Source organism: Halochromatium roseum (assembly GCF_016653315.1).
GTDB lineage: Bacteria > Pseudomonadota > Gammaproteobacteria > Chromatiales > Chromatiaceae > Lamprobacter > Lamprobacter roseus.
On sequence record NZ_NHSH01000064.1, the window covers coordinates 34,202 to 59,791 of the forward strand.

General features: G+C 61.9%; 23 protein-coding genes and 2 pseudogenes. 10 read left to right on the forward strand and 15 right to left on the reverse strand.

The genetic code is table 11. The annotated features are described in order from the left end of the window. Nucleotides 1–211: 211 nt before the first annotated feature. Nucleotides 212–595, reverse strand: a pseudogene (locus tag CCR96_RS15755) (MFS transporter); the annotation flags it as partial. Between the two features lie 267 nt (nucleotides 596–862). On the opposite strand from CCR96_RS15755, the gene CCR96_RS15760 reads away from it, so the two are divergent. Together CCR96_RS15760 and CCR96_RS15765 are read left to right on the forward strand one after the other, a co-directional pair. Beyond that, complete coding sequence (locus CCR96_RS15760) at nucleotides 863–1,348, forward strand: DUF2919 family protein (protein ID WP_201221078.1); 486 nt, start codon at nucleotides 863–865, stop codon at nucleotides 1,346–1,348. A gap of 100 nt (nucleotides 1,349–1,448) precedes the next feature. Continuing rightward, complete coding sequence (locus CCR96_RS15765) at nucleotides 1,449–2,054, forward strand: hypothetical protein (RefSeq protein ID WP_201221079.1); 606 nt, start codon at nucleotides 1,449–1,451, stop codon at nucleotides 2,052–2,054. A gap of 143 nt (nucleotides 2,055–2,197) precedes the next feature. Here CCR96_RS15765 and CCR96_RS15770 read toward each other — a convergent pair whose 3' ends face one another. The 10 genes from CCR96_RS15770 to CCR96_RS15815 all read right to left on the reverse strand — a co-directional run bounded on the left by CCR96_RS15770 (nucleotide 2,198) and on the right by CCR96_RS15815 (nucleotide 16,209). Continuing rightward, the gene (locus tag CCR96_RS15770; protein WP_201221080.1) at nucleotides 2,198–5,359 is read right to left on the reverse strand and encodes a type I restriction endonuclease subunit R; all 3,162 of its coding nucleotides are present in this window, start codon (nucleotides 5,357–5,359) and stop codon (nucleotides 2,198–2,200) included. Continuing rightward, nucleotides 5,356–6,480 carry a DUF4143 domain-containing protein gene (locus CCR96_RS15775; protein ID WP_201221081.1) on the reverse strand — a complete coding sequence of 375 codons (1,125 nt, stop codon included), beginning with the start codon at nucleotides 6,478–6,480 and terminating at the stop codon, nucleotides 5,356–5,358. The genes CCR96_RS15770 and CCR96_RS15775 overlap by 4 nt, the downstream gene beginning before the upstream one ends. A gap of 125 nt (nucleotides 6,481–6,605) precedes the next feature. Continuing rightward, the gene (locus CCR96_RS15780; RefSeq protein ID WP_201221082.1) at nucleotides 6,606–7,223 is read right to left on the reverse strand and encodes a DUF4276 family protein; all 618 of its coding nucleotides are present in this window, start codon (nucleotides 7,221–7,223) and stop codon (nucleotides 6,606–6,608) included. Continuing rightward, a complete protein-coding gene (locus tag CCR96_RS15785) occupies nucleotides 7,220–8,464 on the reverse strand; it encodes an AAA family ATPase (protein WP_201221083.1) in 1,245 nt (414 codons plus the stop codon). Before CCR96_RS15785 ends, CCR96_RS15780 begins: the two co-directional genes overlap by 4 nt. Further along, nucleotides 8,461–10,236, reverse strand: coding sequence for a restriction endonuclease subunit S (locus CCR96_RS15790; protein ID WP_201221084.1), 1,776 nt, complete (start codon nucleotides 10,234–10,236; stop codon nucleotides 8,461–8,463). The genes CCR96_RS15785 and CCR96_RS15790 overlap by 4 nt, the downstream gene beginning before the upstream one ends. Continuing rightward, a complete protein-coding gene (locus tag CCR96_RS15795; RefSeq protein ID WP_201221085.1) occupies nucleotides 10,233–10,667 on the reverse strand; it encodes a nucleotidyltransferase substrate binding protein in 435 nt (144 codons plus the stop codon). The genes CCR96_RS15790 and CCR96_RS15795 overlap by 4 nt, the downstream gene beginning before the upstream one ends. A gap of 54 nt (nucleotides 10,668–10,721) precedes the next feature. Continuing rightward, nucleotides 10,722–12,428, reverse strand: coding sequence for a type I restriction-modification system subunit M (locus CCR96_RS15800; protein ID WP_201221086.1), 1,707 nt, complete (start codon nucleotides 12,426–12,428; stop codon nucleotides 10,722–10,724). 384 nt (nucleotides 12,429–12,812) lie between these two features. Beyond that, on the reverse strand, nucleotides 12,813–14,294 hold the full coding sequence (locus tag CCR96_RS15805; protein ID WP_201221087.1) for a RimK family protein: 1,482 nt from the start codon (nucleotides 14,292–14,294) through the stop codon (nucleotides 12,813–12,815). Next, the gene (locus tag CCR96_RS15810; RefSeq protein ID WP_242519130.1) at nucleotides 14,287–15,483 is read right to left on the reverse strand and encodes a peptidase C39 family protein; all 1,197 of its coding nucleotides are present in this window, start codon (nucleotides 15,481–15,483) and stop codon (nucleotides 14,287–14,289) included. Before CCR96_RS15810 ends, CCR96_RS15805 begins: the two co-directional genes overlap by 8 nt. 9 nt (nucleotides 15,484–15,492) lie before the next feature. Next, complete coding sequence (locus tag CCR96_RS15815; protein WP_201221089.1) at nucleotides 15,493–16,209, reverse strand: DUF2490 domain-containing protein; 717 nt, start codon at nucleotides 16,207–16,209, stop codon at nucleotides 15,493–15,495. A gap of 286 nt (nucleotides 16,210–16,495) precedes the next feature. Between CCR96_RS15815 and CCR96_RS15820 the strand changes: the two genes are divergently transcribed. Then, nucleotides 16,496–17,371 (forward strand): TauD/TfdA family dioxygenase, encoded by an 876-nt coding sequence (locus CCR96_RS15820; protein WP_201221090.1) that lies wholly within the window; start codon nucleotides 16,496–16,498, stop codon nucleotides 17,369–17,371. A 57-nt stretch (nucleotides 17,372–17,428) separates the two neighbouring features. On the opposite strand, the gene CCR96_RS15825 is transcribed toward CCR96_RS15820, so the two are convergent. Continuing rightward, nucleotides 17,429–18,421, reverse strand: a complete 993-nt coding sequence (locus CCR96_RS15825; RefSeq protein WP_201221091.1) for a hypothetical protein — start codon at nucleotides 18,419–18,421, stop codon at nucleotides 17,429–17,431. 203 nt (nucleotides 18,422–18,624) lie between these two features. Between CCR96_RS15825 and CCR96_RS15830 the strand changes: the two genes are divergently transcribed. Next, nucleotides 18,625–18,924: a DNA-binding protein gene (locus tag CCR96_RS15830; RefSeq protein ID WP_201221092.1), complete on the forward strand. Its 300-nt coding sequence runs from the start codon at nucleotides 18,625–18,627 to the stop codon at nucleotides 18,922–18,924. Further along, nucleotides 18,921–19,229 carry a helix-turn-helix domain-containing protein gene (locus tag CCR96_RS15835; RefSeq protein WP_201221093.1) on the forward strand — a complete coding sequence of 103 codons (309 nt, stop codon included), beginning with the start codon at nucleotides 18,921–18,923 and terminating at the stop codon, nucleotides 19,227–19,229. Before CCR96_RS15830 ends, CCR96_RS15835 begins: the two co-directional genes overlap by 4 nt. A 105-nt stretch (nucleotides 19,230–19,334) precedes the next feature. Here CCR96_RS15835 and CCR96_RS25610 read toward each other — a convergent pair whose 3' ends face one another. Then, nucleotides 19,335–19,433, reverse strand: a complete 99-nt coding sequence (locus tag CCR96_RS25610) for a BrnT family toxin (protein ID WP_420827275.1) — start codon at nucleotides 19,431–19,433, stop codon at nucleotides 19,335–19,337. 25 nt (nucleotides 19,434–19,458) lie between these two features. Between CCR96_RS25610 and CCR96_RS15845 the strand changes: the two genes are divergently transcribed. Continuing rightward, complete coding sequence (locus CCR96_RS15845) at nucleotides 19,459–19,794, forward strand: hypothetical protein (protein WP_201221094.1); 336 nt, start codon at nucleotides 19,459–19,461, stop codon at nucleotides 19,792–19,794. Between the two features lie 916 nt (nucleotides 19,795–20,710). Here the strand turns inward: CCR96_RS15845 and CCR96_RS15850 are convergent. Further along, nucleotides 20,711–20,863 (reverse strand): hypothetical protein, encoded by a 153-nt coding sequence (locus CCR96_RS15850; RefSeq protein WP_201221153.1) that lies wholly within the window; start codon nucleotides 20,861–20,863, stop codon nucleotides 20,711–20,713. Nucleotides 20,864–20,977: 114 nt separating this feature from the next. Between CCR96_RS15850 and CCR96_RS15855 the strand changes: the two genes are divergently transcribed. Together CCR96_RS15855 and CCR96_RS25620 are read left to right on the forward strand one after the other, a co-directional pair. Continuing rightward, nucleotides 20,978–21,187, forward strand: coding sequence for a hypothetical protein (locus CCR96_RS15855; RefSeq protein ID WP_201221095.1), 210 nt, complete (start codon nucleotides 20,978–20,980; stop codon nucleotides 21,185–21,187). 62 nt (nucleotides 21,188–21,249) lie between these two features. Then, a complete protein-coding gene (locus CCR96_RS25620) occupies nucleotides 21,250–21,501 on the forward strand; it encodes a type II toxin-antitoxin system PemK/MazF family toxin (RefSeq protein ID WP_201221096.1) in 252 nt (83 codons plus the stop codon). Between the two features lie 37 nt (nucleotides 21,502–21,538). On the opposite strand, the pseudogene CCR96_RS15865 reads toward CCR96_RS25620, so the two are convergent. Further along, nucleotides 21,539–21,871, reverse strand: a pseudogene (locus CCR96_RS15865) (efflux RND transporter permease subunit); the annotation flags it as partial. A 592-nt stretch (nucleotides 21,872–22,463) separates the two neighbouring features. Here CCR96_RS15865 and CCR96_RS15875 point away from each other — a divergent pair. Beyond that, nucleotides 22,464–23,177 carry a hypothetical protein gene (locus CCR96_RS15875; protein WP_201221098.1) on the forward strand — a complete coding sequence of 238 codons (714 nt, stop codon included), beginning with the start codon at nucleotides 22,464–22,466 and terminating at the stop codon, nucleotides 23,175–23,177. Nucleotides 23,178–24,021: 844 nt separating this feature from the next. Then, nucleotides 24,022–25,569: an ATP-binding protein gene (locus CCR96_RS15880; RefSeq protein WP_201221099.1), complete on the forward strand. Its 1,548-nt coding sequence runs from the start codon at nucleotides 24,022–24,024 to the stop codon at nucleotides 25,567–25,569. The last annotated feature ends 21 nt before the right edge of the window (nucleotides 25,570–25,590 follow it).

The following is a 25,590-nucleotide window of genomic DNA, read 5'->3' on the forward strand; positions in this document are numbered from 1 at the left end:
ATGCCGCAATGCGCCAGCCAGAACATCATGAGAAGGAGCGGAGCCGATCGATGCACATCATAGCGACCAACGTCACCGCCCAAGCATCCGCTCTAGGCGCTCCAGCATCGCGTCGACCTTCTCATCGGTGATCGGCGTGCTTACGCCATCGTCTTTCCAGCATGCTCCCGCATGGTGATCAGAGTAAGAAGCGAGATAATGGCGGCGATGGTCAAGTAGATCGCAGCCGACTCGTGGTTGCCGGTGAGATGCACGAGCAATGCCGCCAAGGCCGGAGTGGTGCCGCCAAAGAGAGCGCGTAGGCGAGGCTGAAGGAGAGGGAGAACGCCGTTAGCCGGCTCTGTGGGTGCTGGAACTGCTCGGCCAGAAAGGCCGGGTTGATGCCCTGCTGAGCGGCGACGATGACGGCAAACGCAAGCTGGGCACCAAGCACAGTGAGCATGGTCGGCTGCTCAAACAGCAGAAACACCGGCCAGAAGCCAACCACGATGGCGATCAGCGTCATGAAGGCGATGCGCTTGCGCCCAATGCGGTCAGACAGCCAGCCAAACAGCGGAATCAACAAGGTAATCACAACCAAGGCGGCAGTGTTGACCCAGAGCGCCTGCTCGCGCCCATCAGCGGCAGCGCGGCCAAGGCCAAGAGGGTCAACAGCAGAAAATACAGCGGAACTCGATGCACAGAGAGATCAACTATAGGGGTTAACTAAGGGACTCAACTAAGGGCTCAACAACGACACCATCGACGTCGATGGTTTGACCATGAAAACAAGCGCTTGATCGTCCTGAGCGGCGACGCGCTATCTAAACCAGCGCAGATGTTTCTGCATGAGAACCGACGCCGGCGACAGGATCGCTTAACGATGACCCTGAAATATGCCCCGGAACGCTACGACGACCACCTCTGCCTTCGGGTCCCGGTGACGCTCTGGCTCTGCCTGGCCTTGTTGGTTCGCCATCTGCTGCTGCTCGGGATCACCTTCTTGCCAACCACCGGTGAAGAGATCACAGTGCTGCGCGAGCTGATCCGCCCCGAATATCTGCTCGCCGATCTCATCGCGCTACCAGTCCTCCTCGCTGGCGTTCGCCGCCGTCCGCGGTCTCCGCGCTGGATGCCAGCGTTGTGGCGTCTTGGGCGCGGGCTGCTGTTGGCCTCGGCAGGGCTCTATCTGTTGTTGCTGGGAGCCAACCTGCTGGCGTCGGCACACCCGCTCACCGCGACCCTGAACGAGGCATCCCTGATCTCCATGCTGCTTAACCTAGCCATCATCGCCTATCTGCTTCGCAGCCCGCTGCTTCGGGATCTTTTCGCGCAGTGGCCGACTGCGCCTTCTCAAGGCTCAGCGTAGGAGGTTTTCAATCCTGCGCCTGAGCTGGCATAGAATCCATTGCGGTCGATGCTGACCTTCTTCATCGTCATCTCCCTGATCATCAAGAGAACCTATCGCCATGAACAGCAAACGCATCATCCAGCCACTCGTCGCCGGCGGTCTTGCGCTTGGACTCTGCCTCCCAGGCGCCGCCTTCGCCTATGGCGAGAAAGACGCGATCCGCGATTGCAATGAGCGCATGCGAAACAACTACAATCTGAGCGACTTCCGCAGCGAGTCGGCCGAAAAGATCCCCGGTGGCGGCCACCGCTACAAGGTGGTCGGCAAGACCAAGGTCGACGGCAAGAAATACGACTATTCCTGCGAGATAAAGGACCGTCGGGTGGTGAAGATGGAATACAACGGCAAGCAGCCAAAGGGCCTTGGCACTGCCGAGTCGCTCGCAATCGGTGCCGCCGCAGCCATCGCCGCTGGCGCCGCAATCTCGGCGATGTCCAAGGACAAGGCTCAACCCGCAGCCGAGATTAAGCCCGCACCCGCGCCAGCACCCGAGATCAAGGTTCGATCCAACGGCGAGATGGAGGTCATGATGGGCAACGGCTGCACCGTGCTCTACAACGACATCGGTCTACGTAAGCGCTACGGCAACAGCTGTAGCCAAACACAGCTCAACACCGCCAAGCAGGCGATGACCAACTACCTGGCGAAGCAGAGCAGGAACTGACGCTGCGCGAGCCGACTAGACAACGCAGCCTTATCGGCTGCATGGTCAGCAACGCCCGGCACTAGGCCGACGCGTCCACCCGGTGCTGTCGCCACTGCGGCTCAGACTCATCGGGGCAGCGTGGACGTTATGGTGATCCTCGGCTACGACACCGAGCGCTCCGTCGACAACTCAGCTTGTCGCAACACGAGCTGAGTCGCGCCCTCGGCGAGGTCCGGCGGGTAGCCGTACTTGGCCAACAGCCGCCGCACATTGCGCCGCAGGCTCGCCCGGACCGACTCGCGCTGAGTCCAGTCGAGCTTGGGCATCTTCTTGACCATCTCGGTCAGCTCGCGGGCCATGAGTCGAAGCGTATCGCTCTGCATCGCCTCGCGGGCCGACGCGTTCTCTGCCAGCGCGTCGTAGAACGCGGTTTCCTCGCTGCTCAGCCCGAGCGCCTCGCCGTGCTTCTGCGCCTCGCGCAGGTGCTTGGCCAGGTCGATCAGGCGCGCGATCATCTCAGCGGTGGAAATCGCCTTGTTCGTGTAACGCAGCATGGCGTCTTCAAGCGCTTCGCGGAACCTCTTGCTCTGAACCAGGTTCGTGCGCTCGGTGATGCGGATCTGGTCGTTCAGCAGCTTGCGCAGGGTTTCGAGGGCGAGATTCTTCTGCTCCAGCGCCGCCACCCGGCCAAGGAACTCGTCGCTGAGGATATCGAGCCGGGCTTGGTCCAGGCCAGCGACCGCGAACAGATCGATCACCTCATCGGCATCGACCGCACCGCCGATCACCTGGCGCACGGCGGCGTCGATGTCGCGCTGGCGCGCCTGGCCCGCACCACCGCCACCATCATCAGCTAGCCGCTTGCGGATCATGGCCACGAGGCGCTGGAAGAAGGCCAGATGCGGCGTGATGACTTCGGTTTCCGGACGCGGCACCGCCAGTGCGAAGGCCGCTGAGAGCTCCTTGACCAGCGTGCGCAGGCGTATCCAGCCGTCGTTCTGGCCGAACACATGATCGATCGCGCGCAGGTACAGCGGCAGGACGGCTTCGGGCTTCGCGTCGAGCGCCTGCTCGTAGTCGCAGCCGTGGAAGAAGTCGCGCAGCTTCTCGAACGCGGCCTGCATCGCCGGCACCGCCTCGTCCTGCACCTTGCGGACGGCCTCGCCAGTGCCACCGGCCTGGGTATAGGTGGCCAGCGCATCAGCCAACTGGTCGGCCAGCCCCAGCAGGTCCACGATCAAGCCGCCCGGCTTGTCGCCATAGACGCGGTTCACCCGCGCGATCGCCTGCATCAGGTTGTGCCCGGCCAGTGGCTTGTCCAGGTACATCGTGTGCGCGGGCGGACAGTCGAAACCGGTCAGCCACATGTCGCAGACCATCACCAGCCGCAGGTCGTCGTCCGGGGCCTTGAAGCGCTCGGCCAGCCGCTTGCGCACCGCCTTTGTGCGCAGGTGGCTGCGCAGCGGCTCCGGGTCGTCGGCCGTTCCGGTCACCACCACCTTCATCGCACCGCGTTCGTCGTCGGGGTCGTGCCAGGCCGGACGCAGCACGCGGATTGCCTCGTACAATCGCGCGGCGATATCGCGGCTCATGGTGACGACCATCGCCTTGCCTTCCATGGCAGCGCGGCGCTTCTCCCAGTGCTCGACGACAAAGGCCGCCAGGCGTTCGATACGCTCCGGGGCGCCGACCAGCGACTCCAACGGCACGCGGATGCGGTCCTCGGCCGACTCCCCGCTGCGCTCGGCGTTGACGAGGTACTCGATCTCGTCCTCGGCGACGCGTGCGCCCTCCTCGTCCACCTTCAGCTTGATGATGCGCGATTCATAGTAGAGCGGCTTGGTCGCGCCATCCTCAACGGCCTGGCGGATGTCGTAGATGTCCGCGTATTCACCGAAGACCTGGATCGTATTCTTGTCGTCGCGCTCCAGCGGCGTGCCGGTGAAGCCGACGAAGGTGGCATTGGGCAGCGCCTCGCGCATCCAGCGCGCGCCGCCCTCGACGAAGCCGTACTGGCTGCGGTGCGCCTCGTCGGCCATGACGACCAGGTTGGAGCGCTCCGAGATCACGCCATGCGCCTCGGCGAACTTCTGAATGGTCGTGAACAGCACGCCGCCCGCCGCGCGGTCGAGCAGCGCTTTGAGTTGCTCACGGCTCTCGGCCTGCACAGGCGCCTGCCGCAGCAGTGCGCGCCCAGCGGCGAAGGTGTCGAAGAGCTGATCGTCGAGATCATTGCGGTCGGTGATCATGACGATCGTTGGATTGTTCAGGCGTGGCTCGCGGATCAACGCACCGGCCAGCATCAGCATGGTCAGCGACTTGCCCGAGCCTTGGGTGTGCCAGATCACGCCGCCGCGACCGTCGCCGCCACTCTCTCCCGCTCCGGCTTCCGCTTCCGCTTCCGCTTCCGCTTCCGCTTCCGCTGGGAGAGGGTCGGGGGCAGGATGGCGCTGCTTCAACGCCTTGAGCACGCTGGCTCGTGCCTTGCGCACTGCCCGGAACTGGTGATAACCGGCGATCTTCTTGACGATCTCGCCGCGCTCGTCCTCCTCGAAGGCGACGCATGTCTGCAGGTAGTCCACCAGCGCCCGCGGCTCGAACAACCCGCGGATCAGCGCCTCCAGCGTCGGCGCGCCGCCGCCCTCGTCGTCCAGCGGCCGCCAGGGCATGAAGCGGCTGCGCCCGCTGGTGATCGAACCGACTCGGGTCAGCATGCCGTCGGACACTGCCAGCAGCAGGTTCGGTACGAACAGGTCCGGCGCGGTCCGTATGTAGCGACCGAGCTGATCGATCGCGACGCCGAGGTCGGCTTGGGTGTCGGTCGGGTCCTTCAGCTCGATGACCGCGATGGGCAGACCGTTCAGGAACAGCGTCAGGTCCGGGCGGATGGTCTTGCCCGATGCCCCTGCGATGCTGAGCTGGCGCACCACCAACAGCTCATTCGCCACCGGCTTGTTGAAGTCGACGATGCGCGCGCGTCCACCGCGCGTCTCGCCGCTCCCATCACAAACGCGGGCGTCGCGGTATTCGATCTCGACGCCATCGGTGAGCTGCTCGTGCAACCAGCGATTGTTCTGGATGAGCGTCGGATGCGGCGGGCGCGACAGGATGCGCACCACCTCCTCAACGGTCTCGTGCGGCAGAGCCGGGTTGAGACGATGCAGTGCCGCACCAAGGCGGCCCTTCAGCACAACCTCGCTCGCATCGCCGCGTTCGCCCGCGTCGTCGATCTCAACGCCGCGCTTGGTGGCCGCGCCGATCGCCGCGAGATGGATGGCCGCGACATCCTCGACGAGCTCCTCGGTAGGCTGAGAAGGGCTCATGGCTGCAACCATTCCATCACCGGGCGCGACAGGAAGGTCTCCAGCTCGATCCCGTCTCCGCCGACCAGCAGGGTGCGATCGGGCGCGAACGCCGCGACGAAGGCGGCCATGCCGGGCAGGGCATCGCGCCGGCGGCCGCTCTTCACCTCGATCGCCAACAGACGCTTGCCGTCGCGAACCACGAAGTCCACTTCCCGATTCTTTTCGCGCCAGTAGAACAACTCGCAGTCGCCGCGCTGGGCGGCGTTGGCCAAGTGCGCGCCGACCGCCGATTCCACCAACCGGCCATAGAAGGAGGGGTCGGCTCGGGCCTCTTCGGGAGACAGTCCTGCCACTGCGGTCATCAGGGCGTTGTTCAGAACTTGCAGCTTGGGACTGGACGCGCGCTGGCGCACGGCCTGGCCGGCAAACTTCTGCAGGCCGGTCAGCATCCCCGCCGCCGCCAGCAGATCGAGATAGTGGGCCAGCGTGGTCGTGTTACCGGCATCCTGCAACTGGCCGAGCATCTTGGTGAAGGACAGGACCTGTCCGGAGTAGCGGCAGCCCAGCTCAAACAGACGACGTAGCAGTGCCGGCTTGTCCACGCGGGTCAGCAGCAGCACGTCACGCGAGATGCTGGTTTCCACGAGCGAATCCAGCACGTAACGCCGCCAGCGTGCGGCTTCCACAACCAGTGGCGCGGCGCCAGGGTAACCGCCGAAATACAGATAGTCCTCAAGCGAGAACTCAAAGGCCGCGCGCATTTCGTCTAACGACCAATGCGGCAGATGCAGGGTCTCGAAGCGGCCGGCGAGGCTCTCGCTGAGCCCGCGCTGGATCAGCAACGGCGACGAGCCCAGCAGCACCACCTGCAATGGCCGACGGCGGCGCGTGTCCTCGTCCCACAGGTGCTTGACGGATTCCGACCACTGCTCGACCTTCTGCACCTCGTCGATCACCAGCAACCCGCCATCCGCGCCGGCTTCCAACCGCGCCGCCTCCCACTGCTGCCGCAGCCAAGCACCATCGCGAAGCATCGGCTCATCGGCACTGACAAAGCGGACTAGGCGCTGCAACGTCTCGGTCACCTGCTGCACCAGCGTGGTCTTGCCAACCTGGCGAGCACCGGTCACCACCTGCACATGACGCCGAGGCTCTGCCAGCCTTCGGGCCAGTTCGGCTGCCTGGGGGCGTTGGTAGTCGTTTTCCATGTTTACGCTTTTCATTGAGTAATTTTACTCAATGCAATGCGTAGTGCAAGCGACGATCAAGCGACCGCCTCCAGCAGTGCATCCCGAAAATGGCAAAAACTCTGTGAGCGATTGCGCTCCGGCTCGATCACCCCGCCGAGCGTCCGCGCCGCCTCGATCTTGCGCAGGCCGCCCTTGAAATAACCACGCCGCTGCATGATTCGCTCGAAGACTTCCCAGGTGCCGCCGGCAATGGCGTCAGGATTTCGATAACCCTGCTGGTTCGGAACTGTCGCAGAGAGGCGCGGGTACGCCAAACGCACTGCCGTCCAATCGCCGAAATACCAGGCCTCCAGTTCCTCGATGGCAATACGATTCACGAGTTGCCAAGGCAGACCGCCAGCGCGGCTCCTGGAACAGAGGCAGGACCGGTGCGCAACGGCTTCCAGCCGTTGCTTCAGGCCCAGGCAATCCTCGTCGTCACGATCCACCACGACCAAGATGCGCCAGTCGGCGGGGAGCCAGGTCGCGTAGCCGCGCAGCCGTGCCTCCAACTTTCCCAGCAGGTCAGTCTTGCCTTGGAAGGCGTGCACCTCGAAGGTCCTGTCCTGCGGCAACAGACGCGGCAGCAGGGCGCGCAGAAAAGCCTCCATCGAAGGCTCCTCGACCAATAGCTCGAGATGCGAAGCCCTCATGCGGAGCGTCCGCCTTTCAGCGGCCGGGTCGGCGCGCCTTGGTTAACAAGTGGATCTCCGACACCAAGCTGGCCCTCCATCCACAGATGGCCGAGCAGTGCCCCCTGCTCGGTGAATGCGCGCACACCCGTCAAGTCCTCGGCACGCCGCGTCTGGGTATAACCCTGCTCATCGCGCCAGAGCACCCGCACCTCTTGCGGTCGCAGCGCGTTGAGAAAAAACGGCGAATGGGTGGTGACGAGCAACTGCGTCGCGGCCGTGGCCGCGCGACACTCCTCGGCCAGCTCCGGCAGCAGCCTTGGGTGCAGGAAGTTCTCCGGCTCCTCGATGCCAATGAACGGCGGTGGGCTGGGATCGTAGAGCAGGACCAGATAGGCCAGCATCTTTAGCGTACCGTCCGAGGCAAAGCGGGCCAAAACCGGGTGACTGAACGGCGCATCCTTGATCTGCAACAGCAATCGGCCATCCGGCATGGTGTCGGCCAAGACGCGCTCGATGCGCGGCACCCGTTGGCGCAATACCTCGAAGATGCGCTCCAGCCGGTCGCCGTGCCGCTCTACCAGGTGCTGGATCACATTGGCCAGATTGTCTCCGGTTCGCGACAGCCGCTCCTGCGGCCCCGCCTCGGGCTGGCCCCGTGCGCTATCGGCCGAGAGGTACGAGACATACCAGCCGGTGATGAACTCCCGCAGTGCCGCCGCGCGCGGATGGTCCGCGAATTGCCCGAGCGCGTTGACCGCCAGAAGATCGGGCGACTTAAGCGGGATCTCGATGCGCTGGTCCTGTTCGTCCGGCGCCTCGCCGCTTGCGGCACGGCCCAGTCCCTCCCGATAGTCTAGGAAGCGGAAGGGCCTCCCCCGCTGACCGCGACGCCATTGCAGCCACTCCTCGACCACCAGCGGTGCGCCGTCGCGCTCATCCACCGCCAGGTGATAGGTGATCAGCGGATAGCCCGGCTCCTTGTACTTGACCTCGATCACCACCGGCCCGTCGCTTCCGCGCGTCTTCAGCTCCTTTGACCGCCCGCGCTTGTCCCAGGCGCGGCGCAGTCCCAGCTCGAAGCACTCGGAGAGGAACGCAAAGATGTCGAACACCGTGGACTTGCCACTGCCGTTGGGGCCGAGCAGCACCGTCAGCGGCGTCAGCTCCTTGAATTCCACCTCGCGCAGGGCGCGGAAGTTCTGCACCTTTAGGTATTCAATGCGCGCTGGGATGGGCGCAGTGACGTTGGCGGGGCTCATGGCGTCGTCTCGAGGACTCGTTCCGCTTCCTTCACGCGCAACTCGCCGGAGAGGAGTTTGGGGAGGAGGTAGTCGCGGAGATCGGCGATTTTCGAGGATTCCTGCAATGATGCCAGCAACAGATCAAAAATTGGCGCAACAACGGCCTCAAACGCTGACACAATCTCGCCTGCCGGCTTTGCCACCAGCAACCCGTCAAAAGTGGCGCGTGTGATGGTATCGAACACTGATCCGTGAGTCCGCTGCTTCAGATTGGCAACGGCCGTCTGCATGAGAAGGTACAAATGGCAAAAGGAGGCATCGTCGCCGGGCAACAGTCCGTAGCAGGATTGATTGAAAGCCATCGGAGAACCTGCCATTGCCAGTTTCCCAACAGTCCCTCGCGCAGAGATGATCGTGCATCCTTTGGGGACCATTCTCGCCGCACTATTGAGCAAACCATCGTCGGTGATGCGCTCGGAGGTGTCGAATACCCATATCTCACCGTCGCTCGGCGCGTCTTTGACGGAGTACCAGGGGACGTCGCCACCCCAGTAGGCTGGCTCAGATCGCTTCGGGGTTCCGCCGCTTACAAGCGTGCTAACGCTGGATAGCGCCGCTGCCTCCAACCCCTCTGGCACGGGGCCGATGTCGGAATCGACGAAGCAGGTGGGCAGGGCGTCGAAGACGGGCTGGGGCATGGAGGGGAAGGCTGTGCTGCCTGCGGCCTTGGCCTTGACCGGCTCGAAGTCCACGAACCAAGCACGGAAGATGGCCCGCGCCAGCCGCTCCAGCGCTTGGGCCGTCCGCCGGTTCTGCTCGATCTTGTCGTCGAGCGCGCCGAGAACGGCGGCGATGGCGCGTTGTTCTCGAAGCGGTGGAATATGAAACTCAAATTGAGGAACGTCGCGACATTTGAGGCTATCGAACACAGCCCCTACGTTCAGATACGTTCTGATCTGCTCCCACCATTGCGGGCCGCGAACAAGCCAGCGCAAGAATGGGGGGTAAACAGAACTGCCGTCCGCCCTTAAAAGAACTAAGTTTTGTCCGAGCGCGAAGGTTTCTCCTGGGGAGACGTAGCTGGTTTCTCCCGGATTACAGCGCCGTGAGAGCACTACATCGTGCGCCTGAGGATTGGCCTTTAATGTCCACTCTAGGAAATCAGACTCCGAAATTCGACGTGCTGAAGAAAAGTCTAAACGCCCACGACTCATTTGCGGAATTGCGATGTAGCGATAGGCACCGTCCTGAACCTCGGCCGGGGTCTTGTGTAAACAATCGTGCAATCTGACACCGGCTTCTTCCAGGGTCATCGTTTTCCAATCATCAGTTGCCGCGCGCTTTTTCCTCGTTGTGCCTGCGCGGGATATCGCGCTTCCTGAGCCGAGTTCCCAAACGGGGTTCGGGAGCAAGTTGGGATGTGAGCCCACATCCTCATCCTCGGGTGCGGCAGGGGCGCTATCTGCGTGCCGTATTACCACATACCCCGCTTCAATCTCCTCCCGAAACGCCTCAGGAATACGCGCCCAATCAACGATCTGCACCAGGATCGGCAGGTCGCTGTCAGAGAAAGCGGCGGCGATCTCATCCAGGTCGGGCTGCCGGCGGCTGAGGTCATCGGGCTGACGCACGACCAAATCCAGATCGCTGGCGTCGTAATGATCGCCGTTGACGCGGCTACCGTAGGCCCAGACCTCAGCGTGAGGCAGATAACGGCGCAGGATGTCCTGAACGATCGCCAGGTAACGCGTGGGCAGGTGCAGAGCCGGGCGGTCGGAGTCGCTGCTCATGTCGCCTCCTTGCCGAGCTTGGCGTCCAACCGATCCGCCAGTCGCGAGACATCCTCTAGGAATCCGGGGATCAGCGTCAGTGTCTCCCTGGCGAAGGCCTCGCCATAATCGTGGGCGGTATCGTTGCGATTGTCGCGGTACTGAAACCAGCGCTCGACCTCCTCCAAGGTCAGCAGGTCATGCACCGCAGCGAGGCGGAGAATGTCCTTGATGGGCGTGGATTCGAGCTTTCGGGCGCCGTGACCGAACGCCTTCAGGGCCTTCTTGAGCAGCTTGAAGGCGATTTCCTGCGTCAGTTCATAACCCTTGACGATGGCGTTGCGAAACACCTCCTGCTCGATGCTGTCGGGCTCGGCGCTTTGGTACAGCCGCAACGACTGCTGCAGGGTCTCGATGCAGCGGCGTAGATGATCGAGATTCAGATAACGCATGGCATCTGCTCCCGGTCGGGTGCGCCTGACGGCGACCAGCGCGGGCCTGTTGACTCAGCCATGACCCACCCCGTTCAGCCGCTCGCGCACCACGCCCATCAACCGCTCTCCTTCCACGAAGCAGGCCTCCAGCTCCGCTAACAGGCGCGGGTATTTCTCCTCAAAAGGCTCGCCGTCGTCCTCCTGCGCCTCGGCGCCGACATAGCGGCCGGGGGTGAGCACGAAGCCGTGCTTGGCGATGCCCTCGATGGTCTCGGCCTTGCAGAAGCCGGGGATGTCGCGGTATTCCCAGCTGCCGTGCCCGCCTTCAGCAACAGAGGCCTCGTCCCACCAATCGGGCGCCGGCTCGCCGCGCCACTGGCGGAAGGCGTAAACGATGCGGCCGATGTCGGAATCGGCGTTCGGGTCGCCCATGCCGTCGGCCAGCAGGGTCTCGCCGTCGTCGCCGCCGGTGAGCACGCGCAGGGTGCGGGTGCGCAGGGTACCGAGCTTGCGCGCATCGATGAACAGGGTTTCGCCGCTGCGGTCGCGGCCGCCATGGGGCAGGTTCTTGCCGGTCTTGTCGCGGGTCAGGAACCAGAGGCAGGCAGGGATGCCGGTGGTAAGGAAGAGCTGCGCTGGCAGCGCGACGATGCAGTCCACCAGGTCGGCCTCGACGATGCGCTGGCGGATCGCGCCCTCGCCGCCGGCACCGCTGGAGAGCGAGCCATTGGCCATGACGAAGCCGGCCACCCCGCCGCCTTTGCCCCCGTTTGAGATAGGCGGCGGCGAGAGATGGTGGACGAAGTGCTGAATCCAGGCGTAGTTGGCATTGCCGACCGGCGGCGTGCCAAAGCGCCAGCGCACATCCTCGGCCAGCAGCCTCCCCGACCAGTCCGAGATGTTGAACGGCGGATTGGCGAGGATGTAGTCGGCCTTGAGGTCCGGATGCAAGTTGCGCAGGAAGCTGTCGGCGGGCTGCGCGCCAAGGTTGGCCTCGATGCCGCGGATGGCGAGGTTCATGTGCGCCAGCCGCCAGGTGGTGGGGTTCGACTCCTGGCCGAAGATCGAGATGTCAGTCTTCTGCCCGCCGTGGGCCTCGACGAAGCGCTCCGACTGCACGAACATACCGGCCGAGCCGCAGCAGGGGTCGTAGACGCGGCCCTCGTAGGGCTCGAGCATCTCGACCAGGAGCCGCACGATGCAGCGCGGGGTGAAGAACTCACCGCCGAGCTTGCCCTCGGCCTGGGCGAACTTGCCGAGGAAGTATTCGTAGACGCGACCCAGCGTGTCACGGGCCTTGGCGCGGTCGCCCTTGAAGCCGATATCGGCGATCAGGTCGATCAGCCCCTTCATCTTCTCCGGTGCGATGCCGCGGCGTGCGTAGTCGCGCGGCAGCTTGCCCTTGAGGTTTGGGTTGTCGCGCTCGACGGCGAGGATGGCGTCGTCGATCAGCGTGGCGATGTCGGGCCGTGCGGCCTGGTTCTGCAGGTTCTGCCAGCGTGCCTCGGGCGGCACCCAGAAGACCCGCTCGGCGGTGTATTCGTCGCGGTTCTCCAGCAGGCCTTCGAGCTGCGGCCCGGTGATGCCGTCGGCTGTGAGTTCCGCCTCAAGCTCGTCGCGGCGGGCCTCGAAGGCGTCGGCGATGTACTTCAGGAACAGCAGTCCGAGCACGACGTGCTTGTATTCGGCGGCGTCGATCTGGCCGCGCAGCGTATCCGCCGCCTTCCAGAGGATCTCGGCGCGGGCCAGATCGGTGTTGTTGGTCTCTGGGCTCGCCATCAGGGCTCCATCTCGAACTCGGCGCGATGCAGTCCAGGCTGGCCAATGATCACCGGTCAAGTCCTGTCCGCTCGCTAAACCATCATATTAACGCGTCGCCGCAGGTTCCCCCAAGATGTCCCGGCTCCTCGCACTCGGGCGCGGTGCAATTGATGCAGGCATAGCTGCTGCGCGGGTGCAGCTAATCCCGTTCCAGAAGCGGATGTTGCAATCGGCATGGGCTTGGGTACCAAGACAACCAAGATGCTCCAGTAGGCAGCCCAGGTCTGACGGCAACCACCGCGCCGGGCCTGCTTGCCGTCGCGCTACCGCAGTTGCAGAGCAGCTAGGCTGCGCTAGCACAGGCACCGGATATCCTGCGCCTCTGCGAGGCCGGCGCCTCTGCTACGGGCGCTGGCCGCGTCGCCGATCAAGACGGGCGACAAACTCGCCAATCAGCCTTGTATAGAGCTGATCGCCAAGCACCTTGTCCTCGACATCGGCATCCAGACTCGGGTTGTCGTTGACCTCGATCACCACCGGCCCCGTTGGCGTCTCCTTGAGATCGACACCATAGAGCCCATCGCCAATCAGGTCGGCGGCCTTGAGCGCGGTCTTCAGCACCGCCGCCGGCACCACTTCTAGCGCCAAGGTCTCGTAGCCACCCTGCTCGTGGCGACCGTCTTGCTCATGCTTGACGATCTGCCAGTGCCCGCGGCTCATCAGATACTTGCAGGCATAGAACGGCTGGCGGCCGAGCACACCGATGCGCCAATCGAAGGGTGTGTAGAGATATTCCTGCGCCAAGATCAGGTCCGATTGCTTGAACAGCTTGGTCGCGATGCGGGTCAGCTCGGCGCGCGTCTCGGCACGGAAGACACCCCGCGAGAACGAGCCTTCGGGGATCTTCAGCACCACCGGATAGCCGATCTGCTGCTCGGCCTCGAGCAGCGTTTCACGGCGCAGCACCAGGGTCTTGGGTCGCGGTATCCGATGCGCCGCGAGCAGCTCGGCAAGATAGACCTTGTTGGTGCAGCGCAGGATCGAGTCCGGATCATCGATCACCACCATCCCTTCCCGATCGGCCTTCTTAGCGAAGCGGAAGGTGTGATGACCAATGCGCGTGGTCTCGCGAATGAAGAGCGCGTCGTACTCGGCGAGTCGGCTGTAATCCTTACGCTGGATCAGCTCGACATTGACCCCGAGCGCCTTGCCAGCCTTGATCAGCAACTGCAGCGCCTTGCCGTCCGATGGCGGCAGATCTTCGTTTGGATCATGCAGTACCGCGAGATCGTAGCGATAGGATAGTCGCGCGCGCGGCTGCCGCCAGCGCCGCGACAGATAGCCTTCCAGCGCGGTAAACAACGCCGCCTCGCCCTCGGCCGGCACCGCCGCCAGTGGCAGGGCCTTGATGGCACCGATCCGCCAGGTGCCGTTGCGCTTGAACTCGACGCGCAGGATCGGACAACGAAACACCTCGAAGATCTCGCGCGCCAGCGGCTGCAATTCTTTGACGTCGCATTGACCGAAACAGAGGGTCAGCTCGTAAGCGGTTGGCGCCAGCGCCGAGGTCTTACGCCGGCCGAGCAGACGCTGCACCAGGCCATCGAGCTCTTCGGTCGAGAGGCTATAGAGCGAACGGCTGGACAGCTCCTGGATGGTGCGCACATCCGGGATCACCTTCTGCCCGCGCGCTTCGGCCAGCAGCGAGCAGTAATAGCCCACCGAGAGGTAGCGATAGCTGCGGCAGAGGTTGATCACTCGCAGGCCGCGCTTGGCGGCGAGCTCGCCACCGCTCAGGTATTCGCGCGCGCTCACCACGGGCAAGCGGGGAAAACCGGCCTTCCAATCGTCCGGTTGCTCGACCAGCAACAGATGCTCAGCCATGGGCGATGTTGTCCTGTGCCGAGATCTGGGCTTCCTGCTCGCCCACCGAGCCATGAGCTCGCAGCCCGCCTAGAGCCGGATCATTCGCTTGTGGCTGATCCTGCGATGCTGAGATCAACACCACCGCTTGCAGCCCAACGCGACCATAACGGGCCATGCGGCTGAAGTCCTCGCGGCGAATGGGCATATCGATCGAGTCCAGTGTCGTCTCTCCGTTGTCCAGATCAACATAGGGGTCGTGGCAATAGACGAAATGGGCATCGAACCCCGTCACCACGACCCAGTGCGGGAATTTCTCGCGATAGATGCGGTACGAGCTGATCAGCACCAGCGGCACCGCGCCACGATCCCAGCGCCCCTGTAGGTCTTCCATGCCGAGCGTGCCCTGCTGCACGGGGATACCCCGGCGCTCGCTCTCAGCGCACATATCCTCATGCACCAAACGCATCACCTCTTTCTTCTCCGGGCTGCGCACCGAATCGATCAATGGCACGCCAGGGTCATTGACGAAGACCTCAACCGAAAACCCGCGCCGCTGCGCCGCCAGCGCCAAGCCGAGCGGCCCGCAGCCACCATGCCCGGAGGTCATGAAGATGGTGGTCGACTCGCGCCAGATGCGCAGCTCCAGGGTGCGCGTTAGCTCGATCTCTGGTCGCAGCGCCTGCATCGCCATCATCAGCGACGAGGGCCCGCAGGTGAAGTCGAGGGTCTGCGCATAGAACGGCACGCGCTTGAGCACTGGCTTGCGTTCCGGCGAGAGCCGCTTCTCGTAGCGCAGCGCCTCCTCGTGGTCGGCATAGTAGTCCGAAAGCACCCCGAAGCGACGATAGCCAGCGGCTTCGAACAGCGCCTGCGAGGCCCTGTTATCACGTCGGATCTCGAGCCGCATGAAGGCGCGCTCCTCAGCCCAGGCGGCCTGCTCGGCAGCGCCCACCAGCGCTCGGCCCACACCCTGGCCGCGCGCCTGCTCGGCAACGGCGATCGAGTACAGCCGCGCCACCGAGGTCGCACGGCTGAACAACACGAGCACATAGCCGAGCAGACGCTGGTCATCCTCAGCGACCAGCGTTTGTGCATGAGCCCGCGTGAGCATGTAGCGAAACTGCCTGCGGCTGAGCCGATCACTAGCGAAGCTCGCCCGCTCCAACTCGAGCAATGCGTCGATATCCGCTACCGCGGCCGATCGCATGCGCATCGCTTAAAAGAAGACATTGATGCCGGTGACCAAGATATTGCGGTTGGACCAGTCGTCGCCCGAGCGGAACCGGTTCCAACGATAACCCAGCTTGAGCTTGACGCCTTTCGCCGGACGCCAGGCGAGCCCTCCGCCGAGCCAATTGGCCTCGATCCACTCGTTTCGCGTGCTGTAGAAGAGCTCCTCTTCCAGATAGGGCGTCAGCCGCAGCGGCGTCAGCTCCCAAGGTGCCTCCAGGGTGATCTCGTTGCGCAGCCGTACATCGTCGCTGCGCCAATCGAAGCGTCGCAGCTCGATTCGGGCGCGATTGGTCAGGCGAAAACCACCGAGGCGCTCGGCGAAATAGCCCTCCAGATAGCCCCGATTCTCGGGCTGCCAGTCGTCAGTGAAGCGAAACCAGGCACGCCGATAACCGAGCCGCAGGCTGAAGCTCGGGGTCAGCTGATAGCCGATCCCGAGCCCCGTATAGGCGAGGAAGTTGTCCTCAAAATTGTTCCGCGAGGCTAGGTTTGAGCGCGAGATAAGGAACCAGTCATCGCTCAGCGAGGCCTTCAAGAGCAGGTTGTAGCTGGCACCGGCATCCTGCTCAGCCATCAGCGGCGGCGCCACCGGGAGCAGCGCCGAGCTTGTAACGACTGCGGCCAACAATCGTCGCATCCCAATGATGTCGAGTTGTCGGATAAAGGGTCGGGGCCGTAGCGTCGGATTGGGTTCAAGCATTCGCAACTGGACTGAGCCAAGAGGGTTCGTGAGGATTGACAAGTCGAGTCTATACCCGAGCCAGCTCAGCATCTAGCCAGGCAACGGGTGCGTCCTCCGCATCATGTCAATCAGAGGGGCCATGTCGCGTAGACGACACGAGAAAAGAGATCTCGCGAGCCTCTTCTTGCCACGTCACAACATCACGCGACACCATGTCGAGGCTACACCCCAGGCAACCTCAGCCAAAACCCTGCTGACCGTGAGAGAATAGGCATCACTGACTCGCTGACCGGAAGGATCACCCATGCCCCCATCGCCATTCGATCTCGCTGCCGAGCGCGCCTATCAGCGCTGGCGCGAGCGCAAGCTCGCCGAAGCACCCACTCGGCTTGAGGATCTCGTGGTCGAGATCAACGACCCGCGCCAGCTCAAGCCAGCTGAGCAGTCAGCCATCCTCGAGCGCTGCCAGCGCGCCAACATGGCCATCTACATCGGCAAGACCGGCGATGATCCCGACAAGGCGATCCCCACCCAACTTGGTGCAGCGTTCGGGCTGCAGCGGCTCGACCACAACCGCGGCGCCGATGAGGACGCCATCACCTCACTGACGGTACAAACCGACGCCCGGCATCGCGACTATATCCCCTATTCCAACCGCCCCATCGCCTGGCACACCGACGGCTACTACAACGCGCCCGAGCAGCGCATCGACAGCCTGCTGCTGCACTGCGTCCACCCCGCCGAGCAGGGCGGCACCAACGATCTGCTCGATCACGAGATCGTCTACATCCTGGTGCGCGATCAATCACCCGAGTACATCCGCGCCCTGATGCACCCCGACTGCATGACCATCCCAGCGAGCTATGTCGACGGCGAGCAGGTGCGCCCGGATCGAACCGGGCCGGTGTTCTCGATCCGCCCTGACGGCCAGTTGCACATGCGCTACACCCATCGAGCGCGCAATATCAGCTGGCGCGACGACCCGCTGACGCAAGAGGCCGTGGCCTACCTGAAAGCCACACTCGAGCGCGACACGGACTGGCATTTGCAAGGCCGTCTGGAATCCGGCTGGGGACTGATCAGCAACAATGTGCTGCATACCCGCACCGGCTTCAGCGATGGGGACACACCAAGACTGCTCTATCGGGCGCGCTACTACGATCGCATTCAAGGCACCTGAGCCTGGTGTAATCCATTTGACGCATCTGCATCACTTTTCCGGCGTCAAGATGGCTCTTTAATGATCCTTGCGCTGCTTAGCTAGCCAGGCTTCGATGAAGGCTGGATCAAGCCCCTTGAGTCGCTCCTCGGGATCGAGCCCCTTGAGTCGCTCTTCGGGATCAAGCCCCTTGAGTCGCTCTTCGGGATCAAGCCCCTTGAGTCGCTCCTCGGGATCGAGCCCCTTGAGTCGATCCTCGGGATCGAGCCCCTTGAGCCGATCCTCGGGATCAAGCTGATCAAGATAGTGCTTGACGAGCCACTCACGGGCTTCGCGTTTCATATCTTCTGTGGTGTGCGCCATGTTGCCCTCTCCGAACCTATAGTGCGCGAGTAGATTATGCAGGTGAACACCGATCTCGCTGCGCGGGCAGTACTGTTCAAGCGCCGCGCGTCGGTGCCGCTCATCACTGGAGAATAGCCCCCAAGGGGCATTATGCGGCAGCCGGCGGAGCTGGTTGATGACGACGAGGCGTACTTCACGCATGCCGGCCTGGAGCCGATAGATGCCCGGTGTTTGACTCCTTTGACAACTCCCAGCGGGCAGTTGTTTGATCAGCTTGCGTGGAAAGTGGGTCGCGATGGCGTAGCTGCGAAAGTCTGCCGCCGGTAGCAGCGGGTAAGCTCTGCGCGGCTCGACGACGGGCGTGCCAGGGTCTTGATCAGCGGCCGGCAACGGGCGCAGCGCGCGGATGGAGGCGAGCTTGCGGTAGGTGACGTAGTGGCTGTTGAGCTCTTCGAGCGCCCAGGCGTCGAAGACGGCGCCGCTGGCCTTGAAGCTGAGCAGATTATGCGCGACGAGCTCTTCCAGTCCGTCGGGGCGCTGTTCCGGGGAGCGAACGCGCTGAATGTCTTGCGGCGCTGGGCGCTGCTCGATGATGAGCACGTCGAGCCTCTGGCTGCGCAGGGCCAGTTCCTCTTCGGTGCTGACGTTGTAGGGTAGCCCGTTAAGGGCATCAGCGAGGGCTTGGCCAAGCAGTGCGCGCCAGGGGATGCGTTGATCGCGACTCATCGCGGTAGTTTAGCCGATTGGCAGGCAGTGTATCGAGAACGGGCGACGGCCTTCACTGGCGATCAGGCAAGCTTAGGGGACATAGGGCTGTTGACCCAGATCCCTTTCCCCAACCCCAGCAGCAGCCCTCGTCATTGCGTTCGATGCAGCGAGGCTCCCGTAAGTCGTTGTCGACATGACGGGTTTCCCGTATCGTTAGACACATGCTCACCGTGATCGAAACACCCACGTTTCAGAGACTTGCTGACAATATCTGGTCAGAGGATGAGCGATTGGAGTTTGTCACGTGGCTGTCACAACATCCGCTTGCCGGTGATGTCATTCCCGGCGCAGAGGGTGCACGCAAGGTGCGCTGGACTTGCTCCGGCCAAGGCAAGCGTGGCGGCGTTCGGGTCATCTACTTTAACCTGTCGTCAGAAGGCGTGCTGACGCTCATCACGCTCTATCGCAAATCAGATCAGGACAACATCACGACTGACGCTGTCAAGAGGGCGATTGAATGAACATTGACAGGATCGCCAACGCCATCGAGGCCGATGCCGGCGAAGAGATCCCGGGGCTGCGCGAGGGCTTGGCGGAGATGCAAGCCGAGCAGGTCGGGCGTCGCACGACAGCCGAGCAACTCCTGGTCCGCTCTGCACGCATCAAGCTTGGCTTATCGCAACAGGCGTTTGCCGAGCTGATCCGCACCCCTGTGGCGACCATCCGCGACTGGGAGCAAGGTCGCGACATCCCGCCAGGTGCCGCACTGCGCCTCATGGAGATCGCGCTGACACACCCTGATGTGATGCGCGACGAAGCGGCATGAGCGCTTAGCCTGTCTTGATGCCCAATTCGCTGGCTGCGCAGGATGACTGCTGACCCGCGCTGCGTTCTGACAAGACTCGGGGTGCCCTCGTCGTGGTCGTTGTCATCAGCCATCTTCGTCGAGCCGTCTTTCAGATCGGGCTGCAGGCCTGGCACGGATGATACGCATCGCTCCGTCGCGCTCGCCGTGCGCAACGGCCAACAATCGCCCAACGACGGAGACGCCGAACGTGATCCAGCGGGCCTCGCCCGTTGTCTCGCGGCAGATGACTCACCTTTCCTACCCAATCAGCGCTGTAGCGCCATGCAATATCAGTGAGGGCGTTAATGCGGATACCGCCGGCGCGCCAGGCAGCGGCAGGCGCAACCGCATGGATCGTTCCCGTGTTGATGGTTGGGGTCGCATCGACCGCGCCGCTGTCATCGGGATCAATGTCAAGGCCGCCGGTCGCAGTGACCAGAACCCACTCATCGTCAGGAACACCGGGCAAACTGAGTCGCCGCGTCTGTCGGCCTCAAACATCGCGGCGACTGTGCAGTCGTTTGTGATCGGGGCAGTGTTGTAGGTCTTGCCCGAAAGCGTCCCTGTACCGCAGCCGTTCACGGAGGCGATAATGAAGCCGCTAGCGGGTGCGACGCTGCAGGTACTCTGTTCACCATCCACCACCGAACGGGGGCTGCAACTGAGGGTGCCACTGCTAGCGGGGCTGACTTCGGTCGCGATGCTGTGCTGCTGTGAGGCCCCACCAATACGTGCTGTGAGCCGAGCACCTGGCTACAATCTGAAGGGGGCCTGAAAAACGATCCGCTGCCCCGCCTCAAGATCCAGCACAGCAGCTGCTGAGACATTCAGATTGGGACCAACCGTCAAAGACTGACAGGTCTGGTAGCGTGCTTGCCCAGTGACGACCTGATCCTTGAGCTGAAAATGGTCGCCGTGTGTGCCCCCCAATTGGTAGCGGGGAGTTCGATGGTGATGATGGTAAGCAGCTGTGGCTGCATCCAGGGCGTCGCTAAGCGTGCGTCCATCGGTAAGTTCGCGGTCACAATGCTTGCTCCGTATCAGCCAATCGGCGTCGTGCCCGGGGATGGGCGCTTCAACGAACGGGTCAAAGATATCGCTCTCGCGAGCACCAATGTAGGTCAGGCGCGTGTCGGTGAGGGCCGGGTGGTTGCGGGTGAGTAATCACCCGCAACCACCCGGCCTCTGCATGATGGCAACCACGCTGACCTGGATCTATGCCGAGCGCCTGCTACAGACACCGCAGCGCCGACATCAGATCCGCGGCCGATCGGCTTTCGCCTTCTCCGATGTGCGCAGGCTCTTGCGAAGCGGCGCTGCATCCGGATTTTCAATCGCTTTGCCCCCGACCATCCCAAAGCCCGCAAAATCCTTTTGTCCAGATGCTCTTACGCATGGTGGCTTGAGCTTCAATGAATCGAGCGGCGTAAGATCTCAGGAAACTTCAGTTCCCTATACTGTCACCCAAATCCCTCGATGATGAGCACGTCGAGCCTCTGGCTGCGCAGGGCCAGTTCCTCTTCGGTGCTGACGTTGTAGGGTAGCCCGTTGAGCGCATCGGCGAGGGCTTGGCCAAGCAGTGCGTGCCAGGGGATGCGTTGATCACGACTCATCGCCGCAGTTTAGCCGATTGGCCGACACCGTATCGAGAGCGGGCAACGGCCTTCTTGTCCCCAATTCCCTATACTGTTACCCAAATCCCACATCATCCAAATTCCAGAACCAAAATGACGATCGTACAGGCCGACATCCCCGACGACCTTTCCCGACAGGCCCACGCACTTGCGCAGACCCGCAGCGTACCCTTTGATCGATTGGTCGAAGAAGCCTTACGAAGCCTCGTTGCACCGGAGCCGTTCCATGACGAAGCTTCGACACTCAAGGCCGTAGAGTCCTATGAGGCGGACACACTCCGTGATGGACCTTGGCAACCGTAAGCCGCGGCGATGTCGTCCTCGCAGTGACGCCGGGAGACTACGCTGGCTCGTCGTGCAGGCGGATGCATACCGCAGCGGCACGACCGGGCTCAATCTTGGCTTGTCCGTTCACCACGTATGAAGAGGCGGCACCTTATCGAGCACGCTTCGATCTTCCCGCTGGCGAGGCCGTGCGCCGTTCCTACGTGATGGTAGACAAACTCACGGCCGTTCGGCGCGACAGGCTCGGGGCGCAGATTGGCCGTGCCTCTTCGCAGCAAATGCAGCAGGTCGCGTCGGCGATGAGAGGCATACTGGGACTCATCGAACCGTAACGATCTTCGGCATGACTGCGCGAGTGCAGTGGTCCCTCTAGCCCTTACTAAGCCCCCGCTGCCGCCACAACAGATAGATCGCCGGGATCACGAACAGACTCAGCAGCGGCGCGGTGATCATGCCGCCGACCATCGGTGCGGCAATGCGACGCATGACCTCGGAGCCAATACCCCCAAGCAGCATGATCGGCAACAGGCCCGCAAAGATGGTCGCCACCGTCATCGCCTTGGGCCTGATACGCAGCACCGCGCCCTCCTCGATCGCGCCCTTGAGTTCCTCGACGCTCGTCAGCCGGCCCTCCTGCGCCTGCAGCGTAAATACCGGCAGAAAGCTCAGTGTGATGATCAGCAGCGAGAAGAACAGCGCCGGGCTGAAGCAATCAAAAACTACTTCCGGCCTGATGGGAGCCCCGAAGGTGTCGAAAAATTTTACAGTAGCAAAACACCGCGAGAAGAAACCAAAAAGCGGTTAGATAAATCAGTAACTTGCCGATTTTTAGACATTTAGTTTATCTTGCGAGCGTAACCATATCGTCACATAACACATTCAGTGCGAATTTTTCTGCATTTTGCCCCGTTTTACCGGCCTTCAGGTGTCAGGATTTTTTACACCTCAAACCAAGGTGCCTGGACACCACGAAGATCGACTAAAAGCACCCTAACTCATTGAATCAAATAACCAAAAAATTGACTAAAATCGTAGACATTAGCCCGCAGTAAGTCACGGAAGCGAATTTACGCCAAGAAAACAGTCGAAAAATTTTTACACTTTCAACCTGCCGTGCGATGGCACTATTTCTATAAGTGCTATTTTTAAGACATAAATAAAAGTGGCTCGGTTTTTGCTTGAGCCACCGTGCGACCAGGGAAGCTGTCGGCTGACAGGAACCAAGGTTTCCTCTTTTTCTCTGAAGTTCGCGTTCAGTTCCAACATTCATCGATATGTGCAAAGGAGATTCCCTATGAACTCGAAGGCAGTACGTCGTTTGGCAACATCCACCGCCGCCGCCATGGCGCTCATTGTCGGGGGGGGGGCGCAAGCCACGCTGATCAACTTTTACCTCGAATCAACCACGACGGTGACGGTCGAATATGTCACTGTTAACCCTTTCGAATCGTATTTTTCTTTTAATTTAGATGGTAGCGACGTGATAGGGAATGCTGGTTATGCCACAGGAACAGGAAGTGATCCTGCATTAGTGTTTGTCGCTCCGGCAGATCAAACATTTGTAAACTCTCAATCGATTATTTTGCCGATTTCTATTACTGATTTGGATAACAGTCAAACAATTACTCAGAACGTGGAATTCTCCGTAATGAATCAGGTCCAGCAGTTTCCCAACGGCAATTGGTTAAAACAAGGTACTTTAAATATTGTTAATACCCCACAAAGTTTGTTTTCCTTCAATGCAGGAGATTTAAAAATATCTCTCCTGAGTGGCCGGGCAAGTGCATGGCTCCAACCTGAAGGATTCGTGGCAAGCGACAATTCACTTACCACTGGGGCTCGCTCCCCTCAACCCAGCGCGCCCCCACCCACGAGTGTCCCCGTGCCAGCCTCAATCTTCCTGCTGGGAGCAGGACTGCTCGCGCTGGTGGGAGGGCGCTTGTTAACAGGACAGCGGCCCCCGAAACTCCGTCGAGGCACCCAATCTCCGCTAACATCCGCCGCTTGAGCCGACATGACCGCCCCGGTGATACCCTGCCGCAGCCGGGGCGGTTCATGGCTTATGGCGCCGAGAGCGAATTCTTTGGCTGCATCACGGTGCCCTGTTCCTTTGTATTGAAAACGCAATCTAAGGAAATTCGCCTATGACTCGATTCATTGGTCTTGCGCTCATTGTTCTGCTGCCGTTAAGCGCCACATCAGCTATCGCAGCTTAGCTTCCTGCGCCCGTTAAGGCGCAAATCTCGGAATTGAAATCCTCGTGTCGCGGGGTCGATGGTAAACTTGTCAATCCGAAACAGGCCATCCTAAGCGCGGATCTCAACGGGGATGACCAACCAGATTATGCGATCGATCAGTCGGCCCTCAACTGCGACGGTGCCGCCTCAGCGTTCTCTGGCTCGGGTGGCTCTCAAGTCGATGTCTTCGTTTCGACGCCAAGCGGATATATCAACGCTTGGTCCGGTGGGACGTTCGGCGCGAAAGTCGAGCAACAAAGGCTGTGGCTGGCACTTGGAGGCCGTTACTGCGGCCAACAGAAGCCCTCAAGCCGGGCCGCAGCGCAAGGATGCTACCGCGCGTTATCCTGGAACCCCAACAAACGCAAGATGGTCATCGACCCCAAGATCAAGCCGCGTCCGGTCGGGCCTTAACTCACCCTGTCGGCGCCTTTGCAAGCCTTACTCTTGCTGCCTTCTAGCCCCCAACCCAGCATCTTTCGCGCCTGCGGGCGGGGTGTCTTGTCAGACCGACGGATCGCCGAGCCCCGTTTGCTCCCTCGGGAACAGGGTCGACTTTATCGCGCTGTTGTTCGATGATCGCAGCCCATCACCAGCATCCCCATGGCCGCGATCATGCCCCGCCGCAAACTGCCCATTGGCATACAGACCTTCGCCAAGATGCGCGAGGAGGACTACTACTATGTCGATAAGACCGGCTTCATCGCCCGGTTGATCGACGAGGGCAGCTTTTACTTTCTCTCCCGTCCGCGCCGCTTCGGCAAATCTCTGCTGATCGACACCATCGGCGAGCTGTTCGCAGGCAATGAGCCGCTGTTTCGCGGGCTGGCGATTCATCCCGACTGGGATTGGTCGGTGCGTTACCCGGTTATCCGCCTGAGCTTCGGTGGCGGGGTGGTGCGCTCTCGCGCGCGGCTCGATACCAAGATTGGCGAGCAGTTGCGTCTGAACATCGCCGAGCTGGATGTCGAATGCACCGAGCCAGAGCCGGAAGCCTGTCTCGCCGAACTGATTGGCCTTGCCCGTCAAATGAGCGGCCAGCGCGCCGTGGTGCTGGTGGACGAATACGATAAGCCCATCCTCGACAACCTGACCCGTCCGGAACTGGCGCGCGAGTTGCGCGACGGGTTGCGCAATCTCTACTCCGTGATCAAGGATCGCGAGGGCGATGTGCGCTTTGTCCTCATCACCGGAGTGAGCAAGTTCAGCCGGGTAAGCCTGTTCTCCGGACTGAATAATTTAAACGACATCACTGTCGATGCGCCTTACTCGGCGTTGTGCGGCTATACCGAGACTGATCTGGACACCGTCTTTGCGCCTGAGCTGCACGATTTGGATCGCACCGAGATTCGCCAGTGGTACAACGGCTACAACTGGCTGGGCGATGCAGTCTACAACCCCTTCGACCTGCTGCTGCTGTTCCAGAAACGCGAGCTGCGTTCGTTCTGGTTCGAGACCGGCTCACCCACCGGGCTGATTGACCTGCTGATGCAGCGCGGAATTTTCACCCCCGATCTATCCCAGACCATCGCCGACGACGAGCTGCTGTCAAGCTTCGATGTCGATCATATCGCCACCGAAGCCCTGTTATGGCAGACCGGTTATCTCACCTTCGCCAAAGTGCAACGTATCGGCGCCCGCGCGCGCTACCGCCTGACCTATCCCAACCTGGAAGTGCAGAGCGCCCTCAATGACGTGCTGGCCAAGGCATTGATGGGCAACGCCAGCCAGGCCAGCCGACTGTCCGGGCAGCTCTACGATATCCTCCAGGCTGGCGACCCCGAACCGCTGCGTGAGCACCTGCACAGCCTGTTCGCCGCCATCCCGCATCATTGGCACGACAACACGCCGATTGCTCACTACGAAGGCTACTGGGCCAGCGTCTTCTACAGCCATCTGGCCGCGCTTGGCCTGGAGCTGATCGCCGAAGACATCACCCACCACGGGCACATCGACCTGACGCTCAAGTTCAACCACCAGATTTGGCTATTCGAGTTCAAGGTTGCCGAACGCTCGCCTGCAGGCAGCGCCTTGCAGCAGATCAAAGACAAAGGCTATGCCGACAAATACCGCGCGCTCGGGCAGCCGGTTTTTCTGATTGGCATCGCCTTCAGCGAACAGCAGCGGCAGCTGGTGGGCTTCGATGTCGAACGGATCGGCTGACGCCGGCTGGGTGCTTTTTAA

Coding starts and splice junctions, on each gene's coding strand:
- CCR96_RS15760 (WP_201221078.1), top strand. CDS start 863: ATGACCCTGAAATATGCCCCGGAACGCTACGACGACCACCTCTGCCTT.
- CCR96_RS15765 (WP_201221079.1), top strand. CDS start 1,449: ATGAACAGCAAACGCATCATCCAGCCACTCGTCGCCGGCGGTCTTGCG.
- CCR96_RS15770 (WP_201221080.1), bottom strand. CDS start 5,359: ATGAGCCCTTCTCAGCCTACCGAGGAGCTCGTCGAGGATGTCGCGGCC.
- CCR96_RS15780 (WP_201221082.1), bottom strand. CDS start 7,223: ATGAGGGCTTCGCATCTCGAGCTATTGGTCGAGGAGCCTTCGATGGAG.
- CCR96_RS15785 (WP_201221083.1), bottom strand. CDS start 8,464: ATGAGCCCCGCCAACGTCACTGCGCCCATCCCAGCGCGCATTGAATAC.
- CCR96_RS15790 (WP_201221084.1), bottom strand. CDS start 10,236: ATGAGCAGCGACTCCGACCGCCCGGCTCTGCACCTGCCCACGCGTTAC.
- CCR96_RS15795 (WP_201221085.1), bottom strand. CDS start 10,667: ATGCGTTATCTGAATCTCGATCATCTACGCCGCTGCATCGAGACCCTG.
- CCR96_RS15800 (WP_201221086.1), bottom strand. CDS start 12,428: ATGGCGAGCCCAGAGACCAACAACACCGATCTGGCCCGCGCCGAGATC.
- CCR96_RS15805 (WP_201221087.1), bottom strand. CDS start 14,294: ATGGCTGAGCATCTGTTGCTGGTCGAGCAACCGGACGATTGGAAGGCC.
- CCR96_RS15810 (WP_242519130.1), bottom strand. CDS start 15,483: ATGCGATCGGCCGCGGTAGCGGATATCGACGCATTGCTCGAGTTGGAG.
- CCR96_RS15815 (WP_201221089.1), bottom strand. CDS start 16,209: ATGCTTGAACCCAATCCGACGCTACGGCCCCGACCCTTTATCCGACAA.
- CCR96_RS15820 (WP_201221090.1), top strand. CDS start 16,496: ATGCCCCCATCGCCATTCGATCTCGCTGCCGAGCGCGCCTATCAGCGC.
- CCR96_RS15825 (WP_201221091.1), bottom strand. CDS start 18,421: ATGAGTCGCGATCAACGCATCCCCTGGCGCGCACTGCTTGGCCAAGCC.
- CCR96_RS15830 (WP_201221092.1), top strand. CDS start 18,625: ATGCTCACCGTGATCGAAACACCCACGTTTCAGAGACTTGCTGACAAT.
- CCR96_RS15835 (WP_201221093.1), top strand. CDS start 18,921: ATGAACATTGACAGGATCGCCAACGCCATCGAGGCCGATGCCGGCGAA.
- CCR96_RS15850 (WP_201221153.1), bottom strand. CDS start 20,863: ATGAGTCGTGATCAACGCATCCCCTGGCACGCACTGCTTGGCCAAGCC.
- CCR96_RS15855 (WP_201221095.1), top strand. CDS start 20,978: ATGACGATCGTACAGGCCGACATCCCCGACGACCTTTCCCGACAGGCC.
- CCR96_RS25620 (WP_201221096.1), top strand. CDS start 21,250: ATGCATACCGCAGCGGCACGACCGGGCTCAATCTTGGCTTGTCCGTTC.
- CCR96_RS15875 (WP_201221098.1), top strand. CDS start 22,464: ATGAACTCGAAGGCAGTACGTCGTTTGGCAACATCCACCGCCGCCGCC.
- CCR96_RS15880 (WP_201221099.1), top strand. CDS start 24,022: ATGCCCCGCCGCAAACTGCCCATTGGCATACAGACCTTCGCCAAGATG.